Source organism: Streptomyces sp. NPDC012508 (genome assembly GCF_042902595.1).
Taxonomy (GTDB): Bacteria; Actinomycetota; Actinomycetes; order Streptomycetales; family Streptomycetaceae; genus Streptomyces.
In genome coordinates this window covers 594,904-607,233 of the sequence record NZ_JBIBEO010000002.1, presented here as the reverse complement: position 1 = coordinate 607,233, position 12,330 = coordinate 594,904, and the positions used below count along the sequence as shown (strand labels likewise).

Below are 12,330 nucleotides of genomic sequence, written 5' to 3'. Positions count from 1 at the left end.
CCCAGCTTCCTCCGTCCCCCGCGCCCCCGGTGACCAGCCCCTGGACGGGCCCCGGCGGCTTCGACGTCCAGCCGCTTCACCTGTACCAGGTGTCGACGGCCCTCGCCGTGGAGCAGCAGTCGTTCCACAAGGCGCTCGTACAGTTCCTCGACGTCCACGCCGGCTACTCCAAGGTCGGCGGATCCGGCACCGTCACAGCCGAGTTCGCCACCCAGTACGCCGCGGTCGTCGCCCTGCTCATGGAGGTGCACGGCAAGGCCGTGGTCGCCGTCGGCGGCGCGGCGGTCGGCTTCACCACCACGGCCAACAACTTCCGGCAGGCGGACGCGGCCACCCACCCGCTCAATCCACCCTTCACGCCACAGCCGCCGCCGCAGGTCATCACCGCCCCGCCGGGGTACACGGCTCCGCCGCCGTTCGGCGTGCGCGACGGCAACCCCGTCGACGACTTCGCCGACGTCTTCGACGGCGACATCCCCGGCTCCCTGATGCGTACGGTCATCGAGGAGGCGCTGCGCAGCGGCCGCGCGCTGGAGATCCTGCCACTCCCGAACTACCTCAGGGTCAACGAGCTCTCGCAGGCCTGGCTGCCGTACCAGACGGGCATCGGCATCATCCAGGGACAGCTCACCGGCACCGTCGACGCCATCACGGACCATGCCAACGGGGACTGGCACGGGGCGATGCTGCAGTTCGTGTCGTCGGTCTGGGGCACGAAGGCGTGGGGCAAGAACACGGCCGGCTACGAATGGGCGCACAAGCCGCCGACCGGCGCGGGCACGAGCCTCCCGGTCTTCGGTGTCCTCAGCACCACGGCCCAGATCCTGGCCCAGGCCATCCGCTCGTACGCGGAGGCCGCGGAGAAGGTCCGCACCGAGCTGCGCGAGATCCTGTACCAGGCCTTCAAGGACGCCCTGGCTCTCCTCGACGTGACCGACCTCAAGAGCTTCTTCGGGGACTTCTTCGAACGCCTCAAGAAGTTGTGGAAGGGCCTGGGCGCCGCGGTGCTCCTCAGCATCGACACGGACGCCGTCAACAAGGCCGTCGACGCCTACGAGACCACGCTGCGGGCCCAGACGACAAAGGTGAAAGGCCTTCTCGAACCGCTGCGTGAGGCCTCGCGCGCCGTGCCGACCTTTCAGTCGCAGTCAGCCAGGGCGGAGGCGTTCGGCGCGCGCTCGCTCTTCGAGTTCGACCGGTCGATCGTCCCGCTCAACGAGCAGTCGCGGGACCCGAACAGCAGGTTCGGCATCGACCTCGCCTCGATGGAGTGGGAGCGCAACGACTTCCAGCCCCCACCCCCCGAGGCACTCAGGACCGGGAAGGAGGCCCACACGATCGACAAGCACATCGGACTCACCCCCCAGCAGCTGATGCACCGGCTGCGTGACCAGGGCGGCGCCGACGCGTCGACGTTCCGCGACCTTCCGTCCGCTGAGCAGTACGTGCAGAGCGCGGTGAACGACCCGGCGAGGAGGAGCGAGCTGGAAACCTGGATGCGCAACCAGGAGAGGAAGGTCGCCGACGGCACCTTCAAGCCCGGATCCGTCAAGGCCTGGGACTTCCCCGTCACGGACGCGAACGGGCAGCAGGTGGCCGTCGGGACCTCGGTGAGCCAGGCGGACTTCGCCTCGTCGGGATACTCGGCCCAGGCAAAGAACGTGCACACGGTGCACGTGGTCCTCGCCTACTCGCCCGAGTCGAAGTCCTTCTACGTGCTCACCGCCTATCCGAAGGCCCCTTAGCATGCCTCAGGTGACCGAACCGACTGACGCCGTACTCACCAGCGGGGTGCTGGCCCGCCTCGTCGACCTTGCCGTGGCCTCGCGGAACCCGGGGGCCGCCCCGTTGGAGGACGAGCTCCAGCGCTTCTCCCGGCTGATGCAGGACTCGCACACGATCGCCTGGGTGATGCCCTTCGACGCGGTGGCCTCGCTCCTCGACGGACTGGCGAGCGATTACGGCACGGAGCGGTTCAGCACCAGACCGGCCGATTTCCGTGAGCGGCTCGCCCGGGCGGCTGGCGACGACCCCGTCGACGCCTTCCTGCGTTCCCTGGCGGAACTCGTCCGCGACCCCTGGTTCGGCGTCTTCCCGGGCTACGACGAACTGCCGCTCTCCCAGTGGGAGGCGCTCGCCCGTTTCGACGTCGTCAACGAGTTCGCGTCACAACTGCCCACCGGTGAGTACGGCAGCGACCCGGAGGTGTCGGCACGTGAGCTGGTCGCCATGGATCACCCCGACTGCCACGGCAGAATCGCCGATCTGGCCGGCCAACTCCAGCGCGTCCTCTACATGTTCCGTTCGTCCGCCGAGCTCGACGAGGCTTTCGCGCCCGTCATGCCGTCGGTGACGAGCGCACGGCTGCGGCTGCTCCTCGACGCCGTCCACGCCCACTTCGCCGAGCAGCACTGACCCACCGACCCGCCAACCCACCACCCCCTCGCACCGGAAGGAGCCGCCGCCATGCCCATCGAGCCGAACCTCGCCGTGACGGACGAGGACCTGAAGCGTCTCGCGGACGACCTGGACGCCATGCGGACGCACATCGACGGCCAGGTGCGCCGGATGGACGCGCTCGTCGACCGGGCCGAGGCGCGATGGCGCAGCGAGGCGGCGACGGCGTACCGGAAGCTGCACCGCGAGGCCGGGGCCGACGCCGTGCGGGTCCGGGAGATCCTGGGAGTCCTGGCGCAAGCGGTCCGGATGAGCCGGGACGGGTTCACGCGCCAGGAGCTGGACCTCCTGCGGGAGTTCCGGGCGGGGATGAGGAAGGTCGACATCGACGCCGAGGTACGCGAACTGTCCGGTGAGGGGCCGGGGGGCGCGGGCCCCGGCGGCGCAGCGGCGCCGACCAGCAGGATCAACGACATCTGAACATGCATCTGAACGTCCGTACGGCAGGGGGAATCGTGAACGACGACGGCTCGATCACCGTCGACCTGGTCGCGCTGCGCGAGATAGCCGGCGACCTCGAGGACATCGTGAAGAGGCTCAACGAGCGCCTGAGCGCGCTGTACGACCGCACGGTGCCGGTCGTCCTCGCCTGGCAGGGCGAGGCCCGCGAGGCCTTCGTGGACGAACTCGACCGATGGGACCGGCAGATGGAGGACCTGCAGGCAGCGCAGAAGTGGCTGCACGCCGTCGTCACCACCGGGCACGCCAACTACTCCGCCGCTCAGCGGGCCACCCTGCGCGGCTGGGGCGGGGCCTGACATGACGACACCTCCCGCACCCTCCGCAGGACCCGTCCGCGCGCGTGCCGACCGCGCCGCGACCTTCCCGGACCGGGTGACCGCCCAGTGGGCCACCCAGCAGGTGATCTCGCTGAACGAGCAGGTCATCCACCGCTGGCTCGCCCAGTCCACCCGGCAGCGGCTCGTGATCGAGGCCGCCTGGCCCTCGCGGCCCGATCCGGTGGGCACTCTGCTCACCTCCGGGATGGAGCTGGCCGGCCAGGAGCCGATCCCGGTGCGCGCCGCCCGGGTCGTCCTGCGGCGGACCGGATCCGGAGGGCCCGGAACGTACCCCTTCACCGTGCACTCCTCCCTGCCTGTCGACCTGTAGAGGCTCCCGTGTCCCTGAACCCCGCCGAGCACGACCGCAAGTACGGCGAGCTCGACCAGGTCGTCCGCGCCCACCTGGGCCTCGGTCCGTACGCCCCCGAGGCGGTGGCCGGCTATCTGCGGCAGACCTGGCGCACCCGGCCCTGGGCCATCGCCGTCGCGGCCGAGCAGCTCCGCGTCTACGCCGCCAATCCGCCCGGGCGGCTGCGGCAGCGGCTGGGCGAGTACTACCGGCTGCCCGATGTGGGGCTGCCGCCCGAAGACATACGGGACTGGCTCACGGGCCTCGCCGACCGACTCGACGAGAGCCTGGCGAACGGCGAGGCGCCACCGCCCGCCGCGCCCACGACGCCATGGGAGTGGCGGGCCCGCTTCCCCGAGCTGGCGCAACTGCTCGGCGGATGGTTCTCGCAGGACATGCCGGACGAGTTCGGTGATCACGAGGCCGCACTCGCCGACTACCTGGAGGGCACCGACACGGGGCTCGTCGCCCAGCTGACGGGGGAGCTGCACGACCTCCTCGCCCTCGGCCTCGACGAGGACGGCCTGGCCCTGGCGCTGGTGACGCTCGGCGCGGAGGTCGAACCCCCGGCGCCGTTCACGCCCGGCGCCTGGCTCGCCACGCTCGCCGTACGGCTGCGCGGCTGACCGGCCGCTCGCACCTGCTCCAGAAGCCATGCCCCGGCCGTACCGGGTCGAAAAAATGGCTTGAGCCCGGGCGGCGGCGCCGACAGGATCGGGGGGACACCGATGAGTTCTTCCCGGCGCCGCGGTCTGTTGGTGTGACCTGCTATGTGCGGAGGACACTCACATGACGGAAGGCGCCATGCTCGCACCACACGCAACACCCACCCTCTCGCCCGACCGTGTCACCGCCGTGCTGCGGATCCTCGTGCTGTCCACGTTCGTCGTTCTCCTCAACGAAACGATCATGGTGAACGCGATCCCGCGACTCATGCGCGAGTTCGAGGTCACCGCGGCAGCCGCAGGGTGGCTGTCCACGGCCTTCATGCTCACCATGGCCGTCGTCATCCCGGTGACCGGGTGGTTCCTCCAGCGCGTGACGACCCGGACCGCCTTCGGCCTGGCCATGGCGCTGTTCCTCGCCGGCACGGCGCTGGCCGCGGCCGCGCCCGCCTTCCCCGTGCTCCTGGTCGCCCGCGTCATCCAGGCCAGTGGCACCGCCGTCATGATGCCGCTGCTCATGACGACGCTGATGACCCTCGTGCCCCCGCACGACCGCGGCCGCGTCATGGGCAACATCACCCTCGTCATCTCCGTCGCCCCCGCCCTCGGCCCCGCGGTCTCCGGCGTGCTGCTCCAGCTGGGAACGTGGCGCCTGCTGTTCCTGGCGGTACTGCCCATCGCCGGAGCCATGGCGATAGTCGGTCAGCGCAGACTGATCAACATCGGCGAGCCGCAGGCCGGCCCGATCGACTGGTTGTCCGTCCCTCTGGCGGCAGCGGGCTTCGGCGCCCTGGTCTACGGCCTGAGCGGCCTCGGCGCCGGGGACGAAGCCCCGGCGGTCGTGCCCCCGGAGGCCACGACCCTGGTCGGTGCCGTGCTCGTAGGCCTGTTCATCTGGCGGCAGCTTGCACTGCAGCGCTCGTCCACGCCGCTGCTGGACCTCCGCGCCCTGACGTTTCGGCACTTCTCCGTGGCCCTCGGCCTGATGTGCCTGTCTTTCATGGCGCTCATGGGTGCGTTCATCCTGCTGCCGATCTACTTGCAGGAGGTGTGCGGCCTGACCTCACTGCAGACCGGGCTGCTCCTCATCCCCGGCGGCCTGACCATGGGCCTGCTCGGACCGCAGGTCGGAAAGCTCTACGACCGGCTCGGCGCACCACGACTGGTCGTCCCCGGAGCCGTACTCACAGCGCTCTGCCTCGCGCTGTTCGCCCTCACGGGCGCACAGACCTCGCCGTGGCTGGTGCTCGCCCTGCACGTGGCACTGAGCGTCGGCATGGCGTTCGTCTTCACGCCCGTCTTCACCTCCGGCCTGTCCGTGCTTCCGCCGCACCTCTACCCCCACGGCTCCGCCATCCTGGGCTCGCTCCAGCAGGTTGCGGCCGCCGCCGGCACCGCCCTGGTCATCAGCGTCATGTCGGGACGCGCCGCCACGGCGGCAGCCGATGGCGCCGACCCCACGGAGGCCCTGGCCACGGGCATCCGGTGGGGATTCGGTATCGGCGCCGTGCTCGGAGGGCTGACGGTGCTGGTCGCGCTGCTGGTCCGTACTCCGCCCGTTCCGCAACAACCCGATGCGCCAGAGGTTCAGGACGAAGACGGCACCACGACGAAGAAGACCGCCCGTACACCCACCTAGCGGCCTGGAGGTCATCGGTGAGGGGGCCGGCGTGGTCGACGTCGGCACCGGGGGCCACGACAGCCAGATGGGAACACCGGCGGTCCGAGCCCACGGCTGCGGCCGACCAGGTGCTGCCCGGCCTTCGTCCGAACGGAGAGGCCGGGCAGCGCGGCAGGCGTTCCTCAGACCACGGAGAGCAGGTCCACCACGAAGACGAGTGTGGAACCCGCCGGGATCAGCGGCGAGGGGGACTGGTTGCCGTAACCGAGGCGTGGGGGCACGATGATCTCGCGCCGGCCACCGACCTTCATCCCCCTGATCCCCCGGTCCCAGCCCTTGATGACCCTGCCGCCACCCACGGCGAACTTGAAGGGCCGGCCCTGGTCCCAAGAGGCGTCGAACTCCCTTCCGGACTCGAAGGTGACCCCGACGTAGTGAACCTGGACGACCCTGCCCGGCTTCGCCTCAGGCCCGTCCCCGACGACGAGGTCCCGGATGGTCAGCTCGGGGGGAGCGTCGCCCTCCGGAAGGTCGATCTTGGGCTTCGTCGGTTCACTCATTCTTGCCGCCTCATTCCTCTCCGCCGGAAGCCCTCGTACGGGCCGGCCGGGCGCATGGTCGGTCCCATGCGGCAGGTGGAGACGCTACCGAGAACGCTGATCGGCTGAAGCGCATCACGTCGTCGACGGCGCTGCCACAGGCCCCGGGGCCGCGTCCAGCCTCCGCGGACACTCCTCGGAAGGGACCATTTAGGATGACGACCGCGCGTTGATGACGCATGCGGTTGACGTCACACGCGGTCGTGCCGGTTGTTCGGTCTTTCGTCCGTGAGACGTCCGGCCGGATGCGTCCGGGTAGCTGTTCTACGGGGGAGAGTTTCGGTGTTCGGAATCATCAGGCCATGCCGTCATCGGCTGGGCGACGGCTTGCGTACCGAGTGGATGGCGCACTTGTGCGGGCTGTGCCTGACGTTGCGCGGAGAGTACGGGCAGTTCGCGAGGGTGGCCACCAACTACGACGGCCTGATCGTCTCCGTACTGACCGAGGCGCAGTCGGAGCGCACCGGCGACTGGCGGCGAGGGGCGGGTCCGTGCCCGCTGCGCGGGATGCGATCGGCGGACGTGGCGCAGGGCGAGGGCGCGCGGCTGGCGGCGACGGTGTCGCTTGTGCTGGCTGCCGCGAAGATACGTGACCATGTGGCCGACGGCGACGGCCTGTTGGGACGCCGCCCGGTGGCACTGGCGGCACGCCGGATCGCCCACGGCTGGGACCGTGCGGGGGCCGCGGGCGGCGAACGGCTCGGTTTCGACACCGCGGTGCTGCTCGAGGCTGTCGAGCGCCAGCCGCAGATCGAGCGGTCGACCGGCCGAGGCAGCTCGCTGCTGACGGTCACGGAGCCCACGGAGACGGCGACCGCCGCCGCCTTCGCGTACACCGCCGTACTCACCGACCGCCCGGACAATGCGGAACCGCTGGCGGAAGCCGGCCGTCTGTTCGGTCGACTGGCGCATCTGTTGGACGCGGTGGAGGATCTGGACGCGGACGCCGAGTCGGGCGCGTGGAACCCGATCGCCGTGACCGGCGCGGACCGCGCCGAGGTGCGCAGGCTCTGCGACGACGCCGTTCGTGGAATCCGGCTTGCCCTGTCCGACGCCGTGTTCGTCGACGGGCGGCTCGTACAGGCGCTTCTGGGCGGCGAGTTGGAGCGTGCCGTCGATCGAGTCTTCGACCCCCGGCATCGCCACCACCGGCACGGCCGCCAGGAGCGGGGCCTGCGCATGCTGCCTTGGCTGGGTCGCCGCACGGCGACGGAAGAGCTTTCGGAGACCGGCACGGGTGCGGCTTGCGGCGTGGGCGCGCTCGAGGGTGCGGCCCCGGAGGGTGCGCCGACGGCGTCGGGCCGGCCGCCGGAGGGGCAGTGTCGGCGGTGTCGCGAGTACCGCCGACTGTGCGGCGATTGCAGGCTGTGCTCGAACTGCTGCCGCTGCGACGACGACGCGGACCCGGGTGAGGGAGAGTCCTGGCAGTTCGGCGAGGGCAACGGCAGCGGCGGCTCGAGCCGCGATGCTTCCGGCAGGGACGGTTCCAGCAGGGACGGTTCCGGCAGGGACGGTTCCGGGGGTGACGGCTGGTTCGGCGGGCATGGCGGCGGCAACTCGGGCGGCTCCTCCGGCGGTTCGGGCGGAGGCCACGGGTCCGGTGGTTCCGGCGGGGGCTCGGGTGACGGCTGCGGCGGGGGCTGCTGCAACCCGTGCAAGTGCTGCTGCGACTGCTGCGACTGAACAACGGATGCGGGGGCGGTCAGGAGCCTCGGGTCTGCGACGAAGCGCACGCAGGTCGGGCCCATGGACGCGTGCATCCTGAAAGCGCCTGACCCGGAGACGGCTCCTCACCGGCGAGCGGCCCACCAGGCTTCCTGGTGGGCCGCGTCGTTCGTGGGGTGCGCACTCGTGTCCATGCCGCCGTTTGCGTCAACATCAGGCTGATTCCATTCGAAAACCTTCGCACGGCACGGGTGTTGCGGAGTGCTGTTCACTTGGGCGTATTACTCTTCCTTGACTCGTCCATGGGCTTGCTTTGGTGAAGCTCATGGTGGTTCGACCGGAGGGAGGAGAGCGCCGATATGTCGTCCGTCCGTGTGTCCGCGGCCCTGCGCACGGCCCTCCTCCTTGTCCTCGCCCTCGTCTGCGCCGGCCTCCAACTCACCCCCGTCGGGCCCGCGACACAGCTTCACCGGCCCTCCCCCCAGCATGTCGCTCCGGCCGCGGCATTCGAATCCGCACACGCAGGGGGCGGCGAGGCCGACATCCCCAGCGGCTCCGTGCTCCACCGTGACCGGCGGCGGCCCGTCACCGCGACCGCGGGCCTTTCCGGTCCGGCGCTCGTCGCTCGCGCCGCCCCCCTCGCGGATCCGCCGGCCTCCCGCCCCGGTGGCTGGGACACCCGTCCGAGACCGCTCGACTCCCACGACTCCTCCGCCCTGCAGGTGTTCCTCTGCTGACGGACGGCACCACCCTGCGCCGACCTGTCAGCCCGACGCGCCCCACGGCGCGCCAGGAGGAAACATTCATGCAGCCCCTCATCGACAACGCCCGCCGATTCGGACAGCGCCCTGAGGAGTTCGCCCCGCACGCCGCGGGCCAGTCCCCGGCCGTCCTGTTCATCACCTGCTCCGACTCCAGGGTCGTACCCGCCCTGATCACCGGCGCCCGGCCCGGCCAGCTCTTCGAGCTGCGCACGGCGGGCGGCATCGTGCCCCCGTACGGCACCGGCCACCCCAGCGGGGAGGCCGCCACCATCGAGTACGCCGTCGAGGCACTCGGTGTCGAGGACGTGGTCGTCTGCGGGCACTCCCACTGCGGCGCGGTGGGCGCCCTCGTCCGCGGCGACGACCTGAGCGCCGTGCCTGCCGTACGGGACTGGCTCGCCCACGCCGCCCCGGACGGCGCCCCGGGGCGCGCCGACGACCCGGCCGTCACCGACGCCGTGCACGGCCACGTCCTCGCCCAACTGCTCCGCCTGCGCTCCTATCCGTGCGTGGAACGGCGGCTGTCGGACGGCCGGCTCCGCCTCCGCGGCTGGTACTACGAGGTGCACACCGGTGCCGTCCTGGAGTACCGCTCCGGAGCCGATGCCTTCGAGGCGCTGTGAAAAGGGGGCTCCGGATGCTGCGTTCCTTCCCTTTCCTGCGGCAGGACGTCGCCGCCTCGCTCGTCGTCTTCCTCGTCGCCCTCCCGCTCTGCCTCGGCGTCGCCGTCGCCTCGGGCGTCCCGGCCGAACTGGGCCTCATCACCGGCATCGTCGGCGGTGTCGTCACCGGCCTGATGCGGGGCAGCAGCCTCCAGGTCTCCGGTCCGGCGGCCGGCCTCACCGTCCTCGTCCTCGAGGCGGTCCGCTCCTTCGGCCTGGCCGCGCTCGGAGTCATCGTGCTGGTGGCCGGCCTGCTGCAGATCGCCATGGGCCTCCTCCGGTGGGGCCGCTGGTTCCGTGCGATCTCGCTCTCCGTCGTCGAGGGCATGCTCGCGGGCATCGGCCTGGTCATCATCGCCGGGCAGCTCTACGCCGCGGCGGGCATCCCCGCCCCGGACTCCGGACTCGACAAGCTCACCGGTCTGCCGGGAGCCCTGGCCGAGGCCCTGGGCAGCCCGACGGCCCTCGCGTCGCTCGCCGTCGGGGCCGGCACCGTCCTCCTCATCGTCGGCTGGCGGCGTGTGCCGCACCGGGCCCGGGCGGTTCCCGGCGCCCTGGTGGCGGTACTGCTGGCAGCCCTCGCGACCGCCCTGTTCGGCCTTCCGGTGGAGACCGTGCGGGTCAGCGGCGTGCTGGAGGCGGTCCATCTGCCGGGCTCGGAAGCCCTCTCCTCCCTGGCCGACCCGGCCCTCCTCGGCACGGTCGTCGCGTTCGCCCTGATCGCCTCCGCCGAATCGCTGTTCAGCGCGGCGGCGGTCGACCGGCTCCACTCGGGACCGCGCACGGACTACGACAAGGAACTCGTCGCACAGGGCGCGGGCAACACGCTGTGCGGTCTGCTCGGCGCCCTGCCGCTCACCGCGGTCATCGTGCGCAGCTCGGCCAACGTCGAGGCCGGAGCCCGGACGAAGGCGTCCCGGATCCTGCACGGTGTCTGGCTGCTGCTCTTCGTCGCCCTGCTGCCCGCCGTTCTCGCGTACATCCCGCTGGCGGCGCTGGCCGGGATCCTCGTGCACGCCGGCTGGAAGCTCATCCCCTTCAAGGGCGTCATGAGGCTGTGGCGACGTCACCGGGGCGAGGCCTTCGTCCTCGTGGCGACGGCGGCGGCGATCGTCTCGGTCGGCATGTTCGAAGGAGTCCTGATCGGCCTCGTCCTGTCGGTCGGGAAGGCCGCCTGGGAGGCGTCGCACCTGCGGATCGAACAGAGCGACGACGGGCGCGACGCGGTCCGTGTGCGGCTCCAGGGGACGGTCACCTTCCTCCGGCTGCCCCAGATACTCGACAGCCTGGAAGCCCTGCCGAGCGACCGACGGGTGGTCCTGGACCTCTCCGGTGTCCACCACCTCGACCACGCCTGCCGGGCCGCGCTGGAGGCGTGGGCCGAACGGCACAGCGGCGCCGACGCCGAAGCCGTACGCGCCGACACGGCCCCGAACCGCCGCGAGGACGCGACCGCAGCCTCGGTGAGCAGCTCGCACTGACCGCGTCCACCGAGGCGGGACTCGGGGACTCCCGACAGTGGACCGAGCCTGGCTGTCAAGAGGCGCCTGACGGGCAGAAGCCCAGGTCAGGCGCCTCTTGGCGTGCCCATGGAGGAAGCCGAGCTTCTTCGGTGAGCAGCTCACCAGGAAGGTGTTCCTACACGGCAGGCCATGGAAGCCCGGGGGAATGGCTGCCCTCGGGCGCCGAGCCGAGATCCGCCACGATCACCCTCGCCCACCCGGAGGCCCCCTGACGGCGCAACAGATCCGCGACTACGGGCGCGAATCACGGCTGCGCCGGTACGCGGCGCGGGCTCAGAGCTCCGGAGGATGTGTGGTCAGCCAGTGCCGCGCGATCTGTTCCCGCGTCGCGATCCACGCTCCGCCGCGTTGCGTGACGTGCCGCAAGAAGCCGTCAAGCGCGCGAATGCGGCCGGGACGCCCGATGATGCGGCCGTGCAGGCCGACACTCATCATGCGGGGGCGTTCGGCGCCCTCCGCGTGCAGAACGTCGAAGGTGTCGACGAGGTACGTGAGCATGTCGTCCGCTGTCGTGAACCCATGGACGATCAGGAACTTGAAGTCGTTCGCGTCGAGGCTGTACGGCACCACGAGGTGCGGCCGGCCGGATGCCTCCACGTAGAAGGGCAGATCGTCCGAGTAGTCATCGGAGTCGTAGAGGAAACCGCCTTCCTCGACGACGAGGCGCCGTGTCGCGGAACTTGTCCGGCCGGTGTACCAGCCGACGGGCCGGCGTCCGACGAGTCGCTCGATCGTCGCGGTCGTGCGCGCGATATCGGCGCGCTCGACGTCCTCGGGCACGGCGCGGTAGTCGATCCAGCGCCAGCCGTGCCCTGCCACCTCCCAGCCGGCGGCTCCCATCGCCCGCGCGGCATCCGGATTGCGCTCCAGGGCCAGTCCGACGGCGTGGACGGTGAGTGGCACACGGTAGGCACCGAGCGTGCGATGAATGCGCCAGAACCCGGAGCGAGCGCCGTAGGCGAACATCGCCTCGACGTTCAGATCACGGTCGCCGACCACCGGCGGCGCACCGACGACCTCGTGCAGGAACCCCTCTGAGGCCGGGTCGCCGTCAAGGACGTTGCGCTCGCCGCCCTCCTCGAAGTTGAGAACAAGACTGACGGCGACGCGAGCGCCCCCGGGCCAGGCGGCATGCGGCGGCTCGGCGCCGTAGCCGACGAGGTCGCGCTGGTGCTCGGACACGGGCGGCACGCTACCGGTGATCGACGACCGTCCGGGCGACGCGCTGCGACGCCATTCCGGG

The 12,330-nt window shown here is 71.1% G+C and carries 13 protein-coding genes; 11 read left to right on the top strand and 2 right to left on the bottom strand.

What is annotated here, in order from left to right:
* Positions 1-29 precede the first annotated feature (29 nt).
* The 7 genes from ACFY8U_RS08835 to ACFY8U_RS08805 all read left to right on the top strand — a co-directional run bounded on the left by ACFY8U_RS08835 (position 30) and on the right by ACFY8U_RS08805 (position 5,892).
* Positions 30-1,745: an RNase A-like domain-containing protein gene (locus ACFY8U_RS08835; protein ID WP_389567556.1), complete on the top strand. Its 1,716-nt coding sequence runs from the start codon at positions 30-32 to the stop codon at positions 1,743-1,745.
* A gap of 10 nt (positions 1,746-1,755) precedes the next feature.
* A complete protein-coding gene (locus ACFY8U_RS08830; RefSeq protein ID WP_389567553.1) occupies positions 1,756-2,415 on the top strand; it encodes a hypothetical protein in 660 nt (219 codons plus the stop codon).
* Between the two features lie 51 nt (positions 2,416-2,466).
* Positions 2,467-2,877 carry a WXG100 family type VII secretion target gene (locus ACFY8U_RS08825; protein WP_389567550.1) on the top strand — a complete coding sequence of 137 codons (411 nt, stop codon included), beginning with the start codon at positions 2,467-2,469 and terminating at the stop codon, positions 2,875-2,877.
* 2 nt (positions 2,878-2,879) lie between these two features.
* Positions 2,880-3,215: a WXG100 family type VII secretion target gene (locus ACFY8U_RS08820; protein ID WP_389567548.1), complete on the top strand. Its 336-nt coding sequence runs from the start codon at positions 2,880-2,882 to the stop codon at positions 3,213-3,215.
* A gap of 1 nt (position 3,216) precedes the next feature.
* Positions 3,217-3,567, top strand: a complete 351-nt coding sequence (locus tag ACFY8U_RS08815) for an RNase A-like domain-containing protein (protein ID WP_389567545.1) — start codon at positions 3,217-3,219, stop codon at positions 3,565-3,567.
* Positions 3,568-3,575: 8 nt separating this feature from the next.
* A complete protein-coding gene (locus ACFY8U_RS08810) occupies positions 3,576-4,214 on the top strand; it encodes a contact-dependent growth inhibition system immunity protein (RefSeq protein WP_389567542.1) in 639 nt (212 codons plus the stop codon).
* Positions 4,215-4,377: 163 nt separating this feature from the next.
* Positions 4,378-5,892 (top strand): DHA2 family efflux MFS transporter permease subunit, encoded by a 1,515-nt coding sequence (locus tag ACFY8U_RS08805; RefSeq protein ID WP_389567540.1) that lies wholly within the window; start codon positions 4,378-4,380, stop codon positions 5,890-5,892.
* Between the two features lie 164 nt (positions 5,893-6,056).
* Here ACFY8U_RS08805 and ACFY8U_RS08800 read toward each other — a convergent pair whose 3' ends face one another.
* Positions 6,057-6,434, bottom strand: a complete 378-nt coding sequence (locus tag ACFY8U_RS08800) for an FKBP-type peptidyl-prolyl cis-trans isomerase (protein WP_389567537.1) — start codon at positions 6,432-6,434, stop codon at positions 6,057-6,059.
* A gap of 321 nt (positions 6,435-6,755) precedes the next feature.
* Here ACFY8U_RS08800 and ACFY8U_RS08795 point away from each other — a divergent pair, with 321 nt between their 5' ends.
* From ACFY8U_RS08795 to ACFY8U_RS08780, 4 genes are all read left to right on the top strand, one after another.
* Positions 6,756-8,156, top strand: coding sequence for a DUF5685 family protein (locus ACFY8U_RS08795; protein WP_389567534.1), 1,401 nt, complete (start codon positions 6,756-6,758; stop codon positions 8,154-8,156).
* Between the two features lie 341 nt (positions 8,157-8,497).
* Positions 8,498-8,875 carry a hypothetical protein gene (locus tag ACFY8U_RS08790; protein WP_389567531.1) on the top strand — a complete coding sequence of 126 codons (378 nt, stop codon included), beginning with the start codon at positions 8,498-8,500 and terminating at the stop codon, positions 8,873-8,875.
* Positions 8,876-8,943: 68 nt separating this feature from the next.
* Positions 8,944-9,525, top strand: coding sequence for a carbonic anhydrase (locus ACFY8U_RS08785; RefSeq protein WP_389567528.1), 582 nt, complete (start codon positions 8,944-8,946; stop codon positions 9,523-9,525).
* A 14-nt stretch (positions 9,526-9,539) separates the two neighbouring features.
* Entirely contained in the window at positions 9,540-11,045 is a 1,506-nt protein-coding gene (locus ACFY8U_RS08780; RefSeq protein ID WP_389567527.1) for a SulP family inorganic anion transporter, read from the top strand.
* A 315-nt stretch (positions 11,046-11,360) separates the two neighbouring features.
* Here ACFY8U_RS08780 and puuE read toward each other — a convergent pair whose 3' ends face one another.
* Positions 11,361-12,269: an allantoinase PuuE gene (gene puuE, locus ACFY8U_RS08775; RefSeq protein ID WP_389568277.1), complete on the bottom strand. Its 909-nt coding sequence runs from the start codon at positions 12,267-12,269 to the stop codon at positions 11,361-11,363.
* Positions 12,270-12,330: the final 61 nt, after the last annotated feature.